This is a genomic window from Streptomyces sp. NPDC046881, from assembly GCF_040645015.1.
GTDB lineage: Bacteria > Actinomycetota > Actinomycetes > Streptomycetales > Streptomycetaceae > Streptomyces.
The window spans coordinates 21,047-35,134 of the sequence record NZ_JBEYXJ010000089.1; the positions used below are offsets into that span (position 1 = coordinate 21,047).

The 14,088-nt window shown below is 68.7% G+C and carries 13 protein-coding genes and 7 pseudogenes; 8 read left to right on the forward strand and 12 right to left on the reverse strand.

The features are described from left to right. Positions 1-78: 78 nt before the first annotated feature. Complete coding sequence (locus ABZ923_RS31315) at positions 79-315, forward strand: NucA/NucB deoxyribonuclease domain-containing protein (RefSeq protein ID WP_361478326.1); 237 nt, start codon at positions 79-81, stop codon at positions 313-315. On the opposite strand, the gene ABZ923_RS31320 is transcribed toward ABZ923_RS31315, so the two are convergent. Further along, positions 308-811, reverse strand: coding sequence for a hypothetical protein (locus ABZ923_RS31320; protein WP_361478329.1), 504 nt, complete (start codon positions 809-811; stop codon positions 308-310). The genes ABZ923_RS31315 and ABZ923_RS31320 overlap by 8 nt on opposite strands. Positions 812-1,232: 421 nt before the next feature. Between ABZ923_RS31320 and ABZ923_RS31325 the strand changes: the two genes are divergently transcribed. After that, positions 1,233-1,403 (forward strand): hypothetical protein, encoded by a 171-nt coding sequence (locus ABZ923_RS31325; RefSeq protein ID WP_361478331.1) that lies wholly within the window; start codon positions 1,233-1,235, stop codon positions 1,401-1,403. 319 nt (positions 1,404-1,722) lie between these two features. Here ABZ923_RS31325 and ABZ923_RS31330 read toward each other — a convergent pair whose 3' ends face one another. Beyond that, the gene (locus ABZ923_RS31330) at positions 1,723-1,863 is read right to left on the reverse strand and encodes a hypothetical protein (protein ID WP_361478334.1); all 141 of its coding nucleotides are present in this window, start codon (positions 1,861-1,863) and stop codon (positions 1,723-1,725) included. Positions 1,864-2,872: 1,009 nt separating this feature from the next. On the opposite strand from ABZ923_RS31330, the gene ABZ923_RS31335 reads away from it, so the two are divergent. Together ABZ923_RS31335 and ABZ923_RS31340 are read left to right on the forward strand one after the other, a co-directional pair. Continuing rightward, the gene (locus ABZ923_RS31335) at positions 2,873-3,553 is read left to right on the forward strand and encodes a hypothetical protein (protein ID WP_361478337.1); all 681 of its coding nucleotides are present in this window, start codon (positions 2,873-2,875) and stop codon (positions 3,551-3,553) included. A gap of 46 nt (positions 3,554-3,599) precedes the next feature. Next, positions 3,600-4,106 (forward strand): hypothetical protein, encoded by a 507-nt coding sequence (locus tag ABZ923_RS31340; RefSeq protein ID WP_361478339.1) that lies wholly within the window; start codon positions 3,600-3,602, stop codon positions 4,104-4,106. 176 nt (positions 4,107-4,282) lie between these two features. Here ABZ923_RS31340 and ABZ923_RS31345 read toward each other — a convergent pair whose 3' ends face one another. Both ABZ923_RS31345 and ABZ923_RS31350 read right to left on the reverse strand, forming a co-directional pair. Then, complete coding sequence (locus tag ABZ923_RS31345) at positions 4,283-4,825, reverse strand: SUKH-4 family immunity protein (protein WP_361478342.1); 543 nt, start codon at positions 4,823-4,825, stop codon at positions 4,283-4,285. Positions 4,826-4,912: 87 nt separating this feature from the next. Beyond that, positions 4,913-5,254, reverse strand: coding sequence for a hypothetical protein (locus ABZ923_RS31350; protein WP_361478345.1), 342 nt, complete (start codon positions 5,252-5,254; stop codon positions 4,913-4,915). Between the two features lie 89 nt (positions 5,255-5,343). Between ABZ923_RS31350 and ABZ923_RS31355 the strand changes: the two are divergent. Continuing rightward, positions 5,344-5,772: pseudogene (locus tag ABZ923_RS31355) on the forward strand (transposase family protein); the annotation flags it as partial. A 162-nt stretch (positions 5,773-5,934) separates the two neighbouring features. On the opposite strand, the gene ABZ923_RS31360 reads toward ABZ923_RS31355, so the two are convergent. From ABZ923_RS31360 to ABZ923_RS31375, 4 genes and pseudogenes are all read right to left on the reverse strand, one after another. Continuing rightward, a complete protein-coding gene (locus ABZ923_RS31360) occupies positions 5,935-9,696 on the reverse strand; it encodes a helix-turn-helix domain-containing protein (protein ID WP_361478348.1) in 3,762 nt (1,253 codons plus the stop codon). A 237-nt stretch (positions 9,697-9,933) separates the two neighbouring features. Continuing rightward, positions 9,934-10,065: pseudogene (locus ABZ923_RS31365) on the reverse strand (IS5/IS1182 family transposase); the annotation flags it as partial. A gap of 36 nt (positions 10,066-10,101) precedes the next feature. Then, positions 10,102-10,185: pseudogene (locus tag ABZ923_RS31370) on the reverse strand (IS5/IS1182 family transposase); the annotation flags it as partial. A gap of 48 nt (positions 10,186-10,233) precedes the next feature. Then, on the reverse strand, positions 10,234-10,839 hold the full coding sequence (locus tag ABZ923_RS31375; RefSeq protein WP_361478357.1) for a chorismate mutase: 606 nt from the start codon (positions 10,837-10,839) through the stop codon (positions 10,234-10,236). 127 nt (positions 10,840-10,966) lie between these two features. On the opposite strand from ABZ923_RS31375, the pseudogene ABZ923_RS31380 reads away from it, so the two are divergent. Both ABZ923_RS31380 and ABZ923_RS31385 read left to right on the forward strand, forming a co-directional pair. Beyond that, positions 10,967-11,052, forward strand: a pseudogene (locus tag ABZ923_RS31380) (integrase core domain protein); the annotation flags it as partial. A 79-nt stretch (positions 11,053-11,131) separates the two neighbouring features. Next, positions 11,132-11,584, forward strand: a pseudogene (locus ABZ923_RS31385) (IS5 family transposase); the annotation flags it as partial. Between the two features lie 18 nt (positions 11,585-11,602). On the opposite strand, the gene ABZ923_RS31390 reads toward ABZ923_RS31385, so the two are convergent. Next, a complete protein-coding gene (locus ABZ923_RS31390) occupies positions 11,603-11,812 on the reverse strand; it encodes a hypothetical protein (RefSeq protein ID WP_361478366.1) in 210 nt (69 codons plus the stop codon). 212 nt (positions 11,813-12,024) lie between these two features. Next, positions 12,025-12,459: pseudogene (locus ABZ923_RS31395) on the reverse strand (MBL fold metallo-hydrolase); the annotation flags it as partial. Positions 12,460-12,620: 161 nt separating this feature from the next. On the opposite strand from ABZ923_RS31395, the gene ABZ923_RS31400 reads away from it, so the two are divergent. After that, complete coding sequence (locus ABZ923_RS31400; RefSeq protein WP_361478351.1) at positions 12,621-12,995, forward strand: helix-turn-helix domain-containing protein; 375 nt, start codon at positions 12,621-12,623, stop codon at positions 12,993-12,995. A 161-nt stretch (positions 12,996-13,156) separates the two neighbouring features. Here the strand turns inward: ABZ923_RS31400 and ABZ923_RS31405 are convergent. Beyond that, a pseudogene (locus tag ABZ923_RS31405) lies at positions 13,157-13,485 on the reverse strand (coagulation factor 5/8 type domain protein); the annotation flags it as partial. Positions 13,486-13,633: 148 nt separating this feature from the next. Next, a complete protein-coding gene (locus tag ABZ923_RS31410; RefSeq protein ID WP_361478360.1) occupies positions 13,634-14,026 on the reverse strand; it encodes a metalloregulator ArsR/SmtB family transcription factor in 393 nt (130 codons plus the stop codon). Positions 14,027-14,088 lie beyond the last annotated feature (62 nt).

The window sequence follows — 14,088 nt, forward strand, 5'->3', positions numbered from 1 at the left end:
CCGGTATCGGACACGGCACCAGGGAAATCATCGGCGCGTGCCGCGCCGATTCCGGCGTCAGCGAGGTGTGCAGCCTCGGTGGCGAGGACCATCAACAAGCACCGCACCGCGATGTGCGGCAGGATCCACGCGCCCCAGGGCAAGGACTGCGACGAGTACCTCTTCGCAGCCACCAAGGAAGGCGGGAACCCCCGCCGAGGCAGCACACGCATCATCTCCGCCAGCGACAACAGCACCGCCGGCGCGCGGCTGGGCGGCTTCTACAAGAGCCGGTGCGTCCTCAACGACGACGCCTACTATGTCCGCATCAAGTAGACGTGCCGCAGCTCACCGATGATCTGGGTGCTGCCCCCAACGGTTGGGGGCAGCACCCATCGCCGTACACGGGGACCGAGACGGAGTTGAAGACGGCGTGACCACCGAGACCCAGGACCTCTACGTCGAAGACCACGATCTTCTCATCGACCCCATGCTCCAAGGCGTCATGGAGTTCCCCGAACACTCCAGCATCACCAACGGCCTCATCGGCTTCCACAAAGACTTCGGCACCATCCTGACTGGCTTCCAGCGCGGCTATGCCCGCGTCACCGTCGAGATCCACACCGAACAACCCGCGCTGGACGCGGAGGGCTGGGACGACGTCCTCGAGATCTCCGCCGACTTCACACGGGGCCAGGCCTTCGTCGCCAGCTACGACAAAGCGTTCACCACCAACCTCGCATTCGACGGTCCCGGCAGTTATCGCATCCGCACCCACGCACGGGGCCGCGCCGATACCAAAGACGCCGCCCTGCCCCGGCAGCCTCGCCACTCCAGGACCAGCCCACCCGAGACCTACCTCGTTCAGGTGTGGAAGGCCCCCACCGCCCCCCCAGCAGATCCACAAAAGCAGCAACCACACCACCCTCCCCGCAGCCGACTACACCGGGCCCAGCGCCTCGCCCTACCAGCCGGCCGTCGATGCCCCGCAAATCCACGCGGAGGGCGGCGGGATCGTCCTCGTCCGCACGTACTTCACCGCCCCCCAGGCGTGGCACGCCCTCCTGGACTTCATCGACCACGGAGGCGAGGACGGCAGCGGTATCGACGTCACGCCCATCGACAACGCCGCTTACGACGACCTGACCGCAGACCAGCTGCGTACCCTGATCGACCGTGACGATGTCGACTGGCCCCACCACAGCATCCTTCTCGTCGCCGACCATAAGGCGCTCGCCTCACCCGACCTGCCTTTGCTCGCCGTCGACAACCCACTCGGCGAACCCGCCCCGTCCTTCCGTATCCCGCAGCAGTACCTGGAAAGCTTCGTGATCAACATGGACCTGGGAAACACCGACTTCCGCGAGTGGTCCCGTGACGCAGACGACGACGGCATCTACCGAGAAGCCGCCGATGGCGCGTAGGCCGGAAGCCGGCGGGGTCCTTGCCCAGACCGCCGTCCTCACGCACGCTGGCCAGCCACTGCCCACCGGTTCGTCCAGGGCTGTGGCGGTGACCGGCGCGGCCAGTGCCGGCCTCGGCGAAGTAGGCGCGGGCCGCGGCAAGGTTCTCGCAGGGTGCCGCCGTTCGACCTGGTGGTCTTGGACGAGGCCCACCGGATCGCGGGACGGGCGGACAAGAAGTGGGCGATCGCCAACGACGCGAAGCACGGCCTGGTCCTCGGTGTCGCGTGGGCAGGAGTGAGTGGCTCACCGGAAGCGCTCGGCCCGCTGCACGTCGGCCTCAGCGCTGCCGGGCCGGCGGAAGGTCGGCGTGCCGGACGGTGTAGCCCCCTTCGATGACGGGAGCGTACGGGGCTGGAGCCATGCAGGTGCCGACCTCGGCCTCCGAGAGCACGCCGGTGCCGCCCGGCAGCAGGTTCACCACCTCCCATGAGACCCCACCCGGCCGCGGAAATGACCCTTGTCATTGCCGCCGTCGTAGACGCTGAACCAGTCGCTTGCCCATCCAGGGCGGGCCGCCGGGGCTGACCTTGGTGATGACGGCTGTGAGGGTCGCGGTGCGCGGCCGGTGCTGCCTGGCCTGGGGAAACTTCAGTGGCCGCCTCTGCCCCACCTGCTACATGTTCGGCCGCGGCCACGACGCGGCCGCATGCACCGGCTGTCACCGCGTCCAGCCGCTGAAGTGGAACTACTGCCGCCTGTGCTGGTGCCAGGCCCGCCTCAGTGCGAAGGCCGTCGCCGGCCAGCCCGCGGACGAGACGGCCGTGCGAGACCGGCTCGCCGCCGTCCGGCATCATCAACTGTTCTTCGTCGGGATGCACTACCGCAGGAGACCGACCCCTGCGGCTCGGACGCGCGGAGGACGGCGGAGAGCCCCGCGCAAGCCGCCTCCTGCACTGGCCTGGCGCCCGGATCCCGGTTGGCAGCAGCTACCGCTGTTCGCAATGATCCCCCGTGACTACAGCCCGCTCGCTCTGGCCGACGCAGACCTGACCAGCCCTTGGCTGGCCTGGGCAAAGTACCTCGCCCACCAGCTCGCCGAGACCCGCGGCTGGGGACGCAACATCCGCTTCGCCGTCAACCGCGGCTTGGCCCTCGTCCTCACCGGCCACGTCGAGGGCGACGTCATCCGGCACACGGAGATTTTCGCCCCGGTGCGGGCCCTGGACCTGCCGGTCGGCCACACTGTCACGGTCCTGGACGAGATGGGGTCTCCGTGGACGACAACGAACCCTCCTTCGAACGCTGGCTCGCCGAGAGGCTGGAGGGTCTCGCACCCGGCATCCGCTCGGAGGCGGAGCGCTGGACCCGCGTCCTGCGCGACGGCGGCCCCCGCAGCCTCCCGCGACGGGAAGACACGGGCTGGCTCCACCTCAACCGAGTCCGCCCGGCCCTGATGGAATTCGAACCCTTACGACCACCTGCGGGAGGTGACCCGCGACGACGTCCTCACCTACATCAGGACACTGCACGGCCACCAGCGCCAGGACCAACTCGTCACCCTGCGCTCGCTGTTCACATGCGCCAAGCGGAACGGGCTGAGCTTCCGCAACCCCACCAGTCGGATCAAGGTTGGGCAATACGAGTACGCCGTGCTGCAACCGCTCGTCCCCGAGCAGGTCGACCGCTCCGTCGCGGCGGCCACCACCCCGGCGACGCGGCTCATCCTCGTCCTCGCAGCGATCCACGCCGCCCGGGTCGCCCAGATCGCCCACCTCATGCTCGACGACCTCCACCTCGGCAACCGGCGGCTGACCATCGCCGGACGTGTTCGCCCGCTCGATGACCTCACCCTGAAGCTGTTGCTGGACTGGCTGGAGCACCGGCGAAACCGGTGGCCGCACACCGCGAACCTCCGCCTACTGATCAACAACCAGACCGCCACGAAGACCAGCCGCGCCAGCAACCACTGGATCAGCGCCGCGATGCGCGGGCAGGACGCGACGCTGGAACGGCTCCGCGTCGACCGCCGACTCGAAGAGGCCCTGACCCACGGGCCCGACCCGCTCCACCTCGCCGAGGTGTCCGGGCTCGACGAGAAGACCGCGATGCGCTACGCGGACTCCGCACGCGCCCTGCTGGAACAGGCCGCTGAACAGCACCTTCGATGAAACCGGCTCGACCGCGACGCACCACGAAGGGAATCATGGACGAGTGATGTCGACCGAAGCAGCAGCACTCGCCCTACAGGACCATGCCGCCCTCTGGAGCATGGGCGAGATCCGTGCAACCGATGTCGTCACCAGCGCCTGTAAGGCGCTCGTCGCCGGCCTCGACAGTCCCGCCCTGCGGATGCTGGCCGCGTGCACACGCGCGGAGGCGGATTACGACGTCCCCGATCTCCTTCCCCCAGCACTCGACGAACTGGGCCTCACCTTCTACCCGGTAGGCAGCCTTGCCGGACAGGAAGCCGCCGCACGAGCACTTGCCGCCCGAATGCTGGCCGACGAGTTGACGCCACGCGAGTTGGCTTTCCGAATCCACCAGCGCTTCGGGCACGACCTGCCCTTGGCCGAACGACTCGCCAACCTGGACGACGAGTACGACATCCTCGAGTACGGCGACAGGACACCGGCACAGGTCGACGCCGACGTTCTGTCTGAAGCTCTTCGGCTCACTCGGCATCCTCCTGTTACACCCGAACCCACGGATCCACTGACCTGAAGCACAGCGGTGGACCCTTGGGTTCGCACTGAAGAGACCTCGGTGTCCGTGAACCCACGGGGCTCCCCGGCCTCGGGACTGGTGGGCTCGCATGTTGCGGTGTCGCGTCTTCGCGAGCCGCTCGACGCGCCGGACACGGTGAGTGATCGCTTGGGGATCGTGGCGGCCGCGGGCAACTACCAGAGCCAGCGGTCGAGGAACTCGGCCCAGATGAATCCGTTGTAGCCGCCGAAGGCAGGCGGATCGATCTTCTTGAGTTCGTCAGCGAGCATGCTGAGCTCGGCCAGGGCTTCATCCTCGCGGTCATCCGGATCGCTGAGGATCTCGGACTCGCTGACGTGCAGGCCGTAGTGGTGCAGGGTCCGCAGCCACAGGTCGATGGAGGAGTTGGCGAACCATGCCTCGCCTTGGGGAAGGACGTAGTGGACCGTGCCTGTCCCGGGTTCGACGCCGAACGACCATTCCATGCCGGGCACGAGGTCGCCATGGTGATCCTGGGTGAGGCGGTAGAGCGACCTACCATCTGACGTCTGGAGTGCTGGAGCCGCCTCCACCTGGAACGATACGTACTCGATCAACTGATCGACGATAGGGATCCCGACATCAACCAGTAGTTCCTTCTGATCCTCGGGGATCTGCCAACCCGACACGACTGCCGAGTCTGCCCTTGTGACGTTCCCTGTGCCGGCCCAGGCGGTGAGCTCGTCAAACGTTGTCATGTGAGAGTCCTTCCGCGGCTGGCTGCGATGCGGACCCTATCGAGCAGGACTGACAACCACGTGGCCCCACCGGGGACGACACACTCCTCAGTGATCGCCGGGGGCGTATCGGCTCCAGGTTCCGCCGGCCTCGGTGACCAGGCGGGTAGTGGTCTTGTCGTGATAGCCGAGTGCCTTCGCGATGACGGGGGCCGGGGCTTGGAGGACGAGGTGCCGGATTGCGGAGGCCCTGCCGCGCTGCGGCGGGACGCCGATCTCGCGCAGATGAACCTGGAGGCTGACCGCGTACATCGGCTGTCCGGGCTGGCGGCCGGGGAAGAGCCATTGTGAGCTTCTGCTGCTGGCGTAGGGCAGGTACTGGCAGGACCGGATGTAGGCCCGCATCAAGTCGGCGACGGGCTCCGGCAGCGGGGACGGTGGGTCTCCCAACTGGACGGTGACGGTGGTCTCGTCGTCGATGACGTCGTTGATGGTGAGGCGAACGATGCGGCTGACGGGTTGCGCACGTCAAGACCACGGTCATCACGGACGGGGACGGTCGCGTGCTGTTCTGCAGCCCGACCACGCCCGGAAGCTGCGCGGACATCACCCACGCTCGCCAGTTGGGACTGGTCAAGCTCCTGGCCGACGGCCCCGCCGTGGAGGTCCTCGCCGATGCCGGCTACCAGGGCCTGGGCGCACAGACCGGCGGCCGGGTGGTCACACCGCCGCACCGCAAGTTCAAGAAAAGCGGGCCTGATTGGCATGAGGAGATCCACGAGCGGCAACGCAAAGCGCATTCCTCACGGCGTATCCGAGTCGAGCACGGCATCGCCCACTTGAAAAACTGGCGTGCTCTGACCCGCCACCCTGGCCGCCGCGAGCACATGAGCGACACCGTCCAGGCCATCGCCGGTCTGCTGTCCCATCAGCCGACCGCGGACGTGACGCCGGCACGGCAGAAGTGACCCCCCGCCCCACCGCCAGCCTCAACGCCTCACTGCCTACCGTTCGGTCGAAACAGGCCGAGAGCTACACGCCTTACGCCCATGACGCTGCCATTCCAGGCAGCCGACCGCCACCCTGCGCACAGCATGAGGATCGCGGTCTACGAGTGTGAGGCGGCCGGCTCACTGCTCCTGGCACACGCTCCTGTACGGGGTGCGGGGAAGGGTGGCTTTCCATTCGGCTCGCGAGAGGGTCCGTCCGGCGCGTCGGCATGCCCGGTCGGCTGCCCAGCGGGGGTCTGTCACGTACGTGTAGAGGGGGGTGAGGCTCCCTGTTGTGCTGAGCTTTCCTCCGTTGGGGGTGAAGGCCATGGACAAGGGCGCGTCACCGGTACCGGGCAGCGAGAAGCCGTACTGCTGAGGTGAAGCCGTGTCCCATAACTGGATGGTGTCGCGGGTCCCGGCTGCCAGCGTGCGGCCGTCGGGGGAGAACGCCAGGGCCGAAACCGCCGTGGTGCTCTCTGCGGTACCGCCCCTGATGGCGGCGAAGAACGTCCGACGCCTTACCCGGCTGTCCCAGACGGTGACCCGACCGGCTGCGTCACCGACCGCGAGGTGTTTCCCGTCGTCGCTGAAGGCCAAGGCCCGGATCGTGTCCTGACTCAGCACACGGCGCGTGATCCGTCCGGAGGGGAGATCGACCACTTGCCCGGAAGAGGTGACGAGCAACCTGCCGTCCGGTCGCAGCGCGAGGAGATCTCCTCCCGCGCCGGGGAGGTCGCGGACCCTTTTCCCAAGGTGCAGGTCCCAGATCTCAAGGCGCTGTTCGTCGGCGATGAACTGGGTGTCGGTCACCATGCGGTCGTCTTGGGAGCGCGGGAGATAGAGAAGCCGCCCGTCCGGACTCACCTCGATGTCCCGGACGGGCTTCGTCCTCGTGCCGGAGGCCGCGATGTCCAGCTCCCTGCTCTTCTGAGCGCCCCCGACGACGAGGGTTGTCCGCTGACGGGTACCGGTCGCGCGGCTGACGCCGTACACGTGTGTCCGTCCGTCCGGGGTGAGTGCGACAAGGCCGTGACAGCGCCCACCGGCGTCCGGCCCCGCCGCGGTGGCGGGACAGTGCATGTCAGCGCGGTGCAGGCGGCCGCTGCGCAGGTCACGGAACCCGAAAAGGACGGTGTCACCGTCGGGGGAGGAGTGAACAGTGGCCAGAACATTGCCGTCTTTGCTGAAAGCCGCCCCCGTGTGCGGTCGGCGGGACCGGACGAAGTCCACGACAGGGCCGAGATGGAGAGTTCTGACCGTAGATGCGTGGAGGCCTGCGAGATAGCGGAGCGTGCGGCCGCCGGGGGCCCAGCGCAGTGAGCTGGCCGTCTCATCGACGAGGGAGTGACGGAACACCGGACCGACGGGGCCCGTGAGCCGCCAGACGAGGATCCCGTCCGTGTCGATGGCCGCCAGGAACTGCCCGTCCGGGCTCAGGACCGCTTCGACGGTCCCCGGGTGCCCGACGGTATGGAGGAGCTTGCCCGAGGACACCTGCCACACCTGAATCTTCTCCGCGGTCAGGGTCAGCAGCGCCGTGCTGTCCTGGCTGAAGGAGAACTGCAGGCCGCGGCATCCGGATCGGGCTTTCGACAACTGCGCAGCGGTCAGTTCCCGCCGACTGTTCGTGTCATACACCTCCAGCCGGGCGGAACTGCCGCGGCACAAGGCCAGCAAACGATCATCAGGGCTCGCCTTGCCCCGGACAGGGCCGTCGGCGGCACCGGCACGCCGCTCCAGGAGCAGACGGCCACTGGCGATTTCCCTCAGCTGCGCGCTGTGGTCCGCACCGTAGACGATGACGGTCCGCCCGCTGGGGCTCATCTGCCCCACAGCCGCGCGGACCGGCGGCCGACCTGTAGGCCTGCCCTCAGCCAGGTTCCACAGTCGCACGCCGCTGTCGCTGTTCAGCACGGCAGTGCCCGACTCGGCGCTCACCTCGGGATAGTCGTCAGCGTATGGTCCAAGGCCTGGGTAGGAGGCCAGTTGCCGATGCGTCGACACATCCCATTGCCGCACCTGGTTCCTTCCGGCGCTGACCACGGTCCGCCCGTTCAGGTCGAGGAACTGACCTGCGGCCGGATCACCGCCGGACACCGTGAAAGCGTCCTCCTCCTTCTGCCACGCCGCGGCGAGCAGTGCCGATCGCGTCTCGGGAAGATCCGCCAACCGCCATGCGGCCACGCTCAGCAGCATGGCTCTCTTCGGGTCCTCGAAACGTATGCCGTCGGCCACCGCTGCGATACGACGTGCCTCGGCCCGCAGTTGCTCACGCTTCCAGAACTGGCTCTGGCGAAATGCGGTCAGGCCGGCGATGAGGGACAGGACGAGCAGGATGGACAGAGCGGCGGCGGACCGGCGCAGTTTCCGGGCGGTGCGGGCCGCGAGGTGTTGTTCCCGCTCGCGTGCGGTGAGGCAGGCGACGAGGAAATCGTGTTCCAGAACGGTCAGGTCCAGCGCGGACCCGCCCACGAAGTGTTCTTGCGCGGTGAGAAGGAGGGTGCCCCGGTACAGAGCCCCCGGGTCACGACCGAGCTCGTCCCATGTGCGGGCGGCTTCGGTCAGTCTCCGGTGCGCGCGGAGCCGTTCACGGTCGGTCTCGATCCAGCCGCGCAGCCGGGGCCAGGCTGTCAGCAGTGCCTCGTGGGCCAGGTCAACGGAGTCGTCGTCGAGGACGAGCAGGCGCGCTGCGGACAGGGCGTGCAGAACCCGGGTGGCCTCCTGACCGCTGGTGGCTTGCAGCTCGGCGCGTTCTGCGGGCCGGCGGGTGTCGGGGGTGCCGTCGCCAGGGGTGACCAAGCGCAGCAGGAGACGGCGCGCTGTGTGTGCCTCGCTCTCCGTGAAGCGGTGGTAGACGTCTTCGGCTGTCTTGGCGATCGCACTGCGCAGGGTGCCGGCGGCTTCGTAGGCGGTCTCGGTCAGCGCGCGGCCGGTGCAGTGACGCCAGGTCTCCAGCAGCGCGTGCGACAACATCGGCAGCGCGCCCGGCTCGCCCTCGACCTCGTCCAGCAGCCGGGCGGTCAACGAGCGCTCCACGAGACGCCCGGTCGCAGCGGCCGGCCTGACGATCGCCTCCCGCAGTTCTTCACGGCTCATCTGTCCGACCGGAACAGTGGCATCCCGCAGCGCCTCGGTGAGACCGCGATGTTCGAGGCAGTGGCCGTAGAAGTCCGCCCGGACCGCGGCGACCACGCGCAGCCGGCTGCCGGGGGCGCGGGCGGCCAGCAGCCGGTCGAGGAAGTCGGTGCGTTCGGCCGCGTCCCGGCAGAGGGTGAACAGCTCCTCGAACTGGTCCACGATCAGCCAGGTGTCCGCGTCCGTGTCCGGCACCGGGACCAGGCGGGGCGCGTGGGTATTCACCGGGTGCTCACCCGGAGTCAGGACGCGGATCGCCGCCGGGCGGAGGGCCGGGTCGACACCTTCGCGGAGCCGGGGAATCAGTCCGGCACGCAGGAGGGACGACTTGCCGCTGCCGGACGGGCCGAACACGGCGGTGAAACGGCGGCCGCGGACCAGGTCCAGCAGCTGGGCGGTCAGTCGTTCACGGCCGAAGAACAGCTCGGCATGCACCGGCTCGTAGCGGGCCAGGCCGCGATAGGGGGGCGGGGCGGAGCCCTCGCGGGGTACGGCCGCCGCCTGTGCGGCCGCCTTCCGCCAGCGCTCCCGCCACTCGTCCTCGTCCCCGCCGCAGGCGCGCACGTAGGCCAGCATCACGTCGCAAGAGGGCACCTTCTGACCCGCCGCCGCCTGAGACAGGGTGGTGACCGAATACCCCACGTGCTGAGCCATGACCCGGTAGGTGAGGCCCCCGGCCTCCTGCCTCAGCTTGCGCAGCTCCTGCGCGAAACGTTGCACCGGCCCCGCGGCCGGATCCACCGGCACCTCGCGCCGACCCGCCACCGTCTCATCTCCTTCGGCACCGAGACACGGACCAGCGGCCAACGTACGCAGGGTCACTCCGGCGCCGGCAGATCCCATCGAGTCATTGTTCGGCGACGGAAGAGGACTGACGCACAATGCGAAGCCCGTTGAAATCAGTGGTGCAAGGCCGAGGAAGGGGCAAGCCGCCCTCTTCTTGCGGCAGCACGTCGGGACTGGGGTGACGGTGATCCGACGTAGATCGGCCTCGGTGAAGTGGATACGCTTGTTGTGCTTGAGCTTGTTGAAGCAGCGCTCGACGACGTTGCGGCGTCGGTAGGCCGCCCGGTCGAGCCGGCACAGGCTCTCGCCTCGGCGGAGGCGGCCGCTGATTCCCTCGGCGTAATCTGGTGGGTCCGGCCGAGGAGTTGGCGGTACCGTGCAAAGTCAGGGCAGCCAGAGTCGTAGGCAGGCGATGGTGACCAGGGCTTGGTAGTGGCGGGCGAGTTTGTCGTAACGGGTGGCCAGGGCGGGCGTGCGGGAGAGTTTCAGGACTGGGTCAGGACGCGGCAGCACATCTCAGCCTTCGCACACCGATGGCAGGGCCCGCCCCAGCCCTTCCATGTGCAGCGTGTCCAGCCGGTGCCCGTAGGCCGACCATGCCGCCGCCATTCGCAAACGCGGGCCGCACGAAGGCCGCGCCCGCAGCCCCTCCGTTTCCCGCAATGCGGTCAGCAGTGCCGTGGTGATTCGGTCGAGCGCCGGTCGCACCTCCTTTACGAGGTCGGGCCGCTCGGTCGGCCGCTCCTCCGGGTGGGCGTCCCAGCGGGCGTAGAGGCCGCGCTGCACCAACTTGTTGGCCTCGATCTGGTCGCGGAACACCGCGGTCACGGCGTCGGGGTTGAGCCCGAGGCCGACGGCCCTCGCGGCGACGTCGTCCAGGATCTGCCGCTCGCGCACCGGATCGTCGATGGGCTTGTCGGTGCCGTACTTGGCGGCGGCCACCTTGTCGGCCAGCAACAGCCGCTCGGCGAACAGCTCGGTCACCGGCCCGAGGCCGGGGGCGAGGCTGGCAGCCCGTGCCGGAGTCGACGGGACCGCGGTGGCCGGGGCGGCGCCGGCGAGGGTGATGGCCGCCGTGGCGCAGACGGCGACGAGGGCAGACCGGAGTATCGGGGGGCGCACGTGGGTTCCCTTCCTTGAGTGGAGCGGCGCCAGGTCGTCGCCCGCGCCGTGCAACACCGTATCGACCACGAGCCCGAATCGCCGCGTGAACCGCTGTGCGGCGCACAGGAGTTGCGGCGTTCACGCGCCCCTGATCGTCTACGACCGCACCAAGACCTCGTCAGCCGGCACGTTGCCCCGGGTGAGGCGGTTCCGCTGCACCCGGAGGCGGTTGCGTTGACCGGGCACTGCGACGCGTTGGACGACTTCGGCATCGATGCCGAGGCGGGCGCCGTGGTCGATGCCTTTCCCGACAACCAAGATCCACTTGGCTGGTGAAGGGCGCTGCCGCCCGCTCTCTCTGCTCATCACCCCGGGGCAGTGGGGCGACGCGCCCCAGATGACCCCGGTCCTGAATCGCATCCGCGTTCCCCGCCTCGGCAGCGGCTACCCGCGCACTCGGCCCGACCACCTGGGTTGCGACCGGGCGTACTCCTCCCGCAGGAACCGGCGCCACCTGCGTCGGCGCCAGATCAAGCACACCATCCCTGAGCCTGAGAACCAGCAGGCCAACCGTCGACGTCGCGGAAGCAGTGGGCCTCGGCCGACCGGCTTTGACCGTCATCGGTATGCCCGCAGGAACGAGGTCGAGCGGACTTTCCTGGCGCTCAAGGGCTTCCGGGCCGTCGCCACGCGGTACGAGAAGCGGGCGTATGTCTTCCACGGCACGGTGACCCTCGCCGCGATCCGTCTGTGGCTCCGTTGACGGTCTGCCGGGGTGGGATCACGCGCCGGTGAGCGGGGTGGAACGAGCGAGTTCCCAGGGGTCGTGCGCGCTGAAGACGGTGACCTGGTCTCCGTGGTCGCAGCGGAGGGCATGTAGCCGGTCGCGGGTGGCGACGCGGGCCTCGGTGTCAGTCTGGGCTCTGTCTTGGATCGGGGCGAAGGCGGGGCGGGACAGGGGCGGGGTCTGCTCGATCTCGCCGTGGTACATGCACGCGTCGCCCGCTGCAGGAGCCGCCTTTCGGCATCGTCGCGCACGGCGACGCCCGAGTGGCCCGCCGAGTGGCCCGGCCGCGGCACCAGCAGCAGTTCGCAGGCCAGCCCCTGCAGACGCGCCACTCCCGGGAAGCCGAACCACTGTGCGCCCTCGTTCGCGACGGCGGGCGTCAGCAGCGGGCCGTGCGCCCGGTGCGCCGGCATGAAGCGGTCGGGGCTGTGCTGGTGGTGCGGGCCCGCGGGGTCGGTGACAGCGCGGTACTCGGCCGGGTGCACGTGCACCCGTGCGCGGGGGAGGTCCGGCAGCCCTCCGGTGTGGTCGCGGTGCAGGTGGGTGAGCACGATGTGCCGCACGTCCTGCGGTGCGTAGCCGAGGTGGATGATCTGCCGCAGCGCGCTCTCCTCCGGGTACCGTGCGGGCTGGGCGTAGGCCACCCAGTCCGCGCCCAGTGACCGTTCGGGGTCGTGCCGGTCAGCTGCACCAAGGCCGGTGTCGACCAGAACCAGCCCGTCCGAGTCCGTCTCAATGAGCAGGCAGTGGCACACGGTGGCCAGTTGGCCGGTCGCGGCGCCTGTGAGGCGTTCCTCGCCGAGCAGGAGAATCGGCCGGAGAGAACCGCAGTTCAGGTGGTGGATACGCATGAGGACCCCCGAGAGAAGCGGGCGAGCTGTTCACACGAGACGTTAGGAAGGGCTGCCGTGACTCACCAACCGTTGGACACGCACGGCCGGTTGACCGCGGCCCGCAAGCGGACTGTCCCGACAGCGACCTTGTTCGGCCAGGCCACCAGCCGCACTGCCCCGTGGACATCACCCTCGCCACGCTGGCCGGCCGATGGACGCCCCTGGTGCTCCGCGAATTCCTGCGCCGTGCCCAGGCTACGTACTCGGAGCTGTCCGCCGCCCTGCCCGCCCTCTCGGACAAGGTCCTCTCCGACCGGCTGGCCCAGTTGACCAGCGCGGGCGTGATCGAGCGCCACCGCACCCCCGGTTGGCCTCCACGAGCCCGCTACACACGGGCACTGGAGCCGGTGGTGCGCAGTATGTGGGAATGGGGCTCCGCGCGACGGCAGGACACCCGCGGCCAATCGTCGCCAGACCCATCAGAAAGGCCCGAGGCAGTGTCTTTCCGATCATCCGATCGTTGGACTGGTCGTGAGGGATGGGGAGATATCTGACGCTGCGTGAGCGGTCGGTGAGAGGCGTGCGGTCGACGGCTTCGCTGCGCGCCTCGCGTTCCAACCCCCAGACCAGAACCCCGCCGGCCGGGCCGGTGGGCCGGGTCGCGGGTCAAGGCAGTCGGTGGTTCTGGTTGAGGGCCGTGCGCGAAGTCGTGTTAGGTGCCGTAGTGGAACAGAGCGGCACCCAGCGCCACGCCCTGATGGCCTTTCACGCAGTTCCACGCACGAGTGGACCTGTCCGATTCCTGCACATCGGTCGGCTCGTCGGGGATAGCGTTGGCGTCATCGGGCACCTCCGACTCGCCGGCCGGTCCGGTCTCGGTGACGATGTGCGTTTTGCTGTAGCCCCGTCGAACCAGTCCTGGCGGACCTTGCACACGTCGGCGTAGAAGTTCATCGCGTACAGGTCGAGGTCCGGTGCGTTGCGCTTGGAGTACGGCCACGCGCCGGTCTACGCGTCCGTGGAGGTGATGGGGTGGTCGGAGTCGGCAACGTGGTGGGTCCCAACAGTTCGAGCATCGACGGCATCACCGGATCCCTCAGCACGGACGACGGTCCCGACTGCACGGTGTCGGCGAGCACGTTGGGCGGGGGCTGTCACGTTCTGTCGTCATGTGCAGCTGCCTTGATCGGATTTACACCGCTCCTTGTGCAGACCTGGCTGGAGTGCTGACCTCCGCTGTTGCCTGTGGCGGGGCGATGTCGGTCTGCTGGAGTTCCGCCAGCAGCTGGTTCCGTCCGGCCAGAAGCTCGGTCAGGATGCGACGGGCTGAGCGCAGGAGTTCGGCTACATCACCGCCGGCGAGTGCGTACTTGACGGTGGATCCCTCTCGTATGGACACAACGATGCCTGCACGGCGCAGGACCGCTAGCTGCTGCGAGAGACTCGAAGGTTCGATTTCGATATCGGCGAGCAAGTCCCGCACCGGAACCGGGCCGTGCTGCAGCAGTTCGAGGATCCTGATGCGCGCTGGGTGTCCGAGCATACGGAAGAACTCTGCCTTGGCTTGGTAAAGAGGGACTTGCATAGCGCTCTTCCTGCCTGTCGAGGTGGCTTCTCGTGTGGCGGTGGCGTCCTCAGGACGCCACC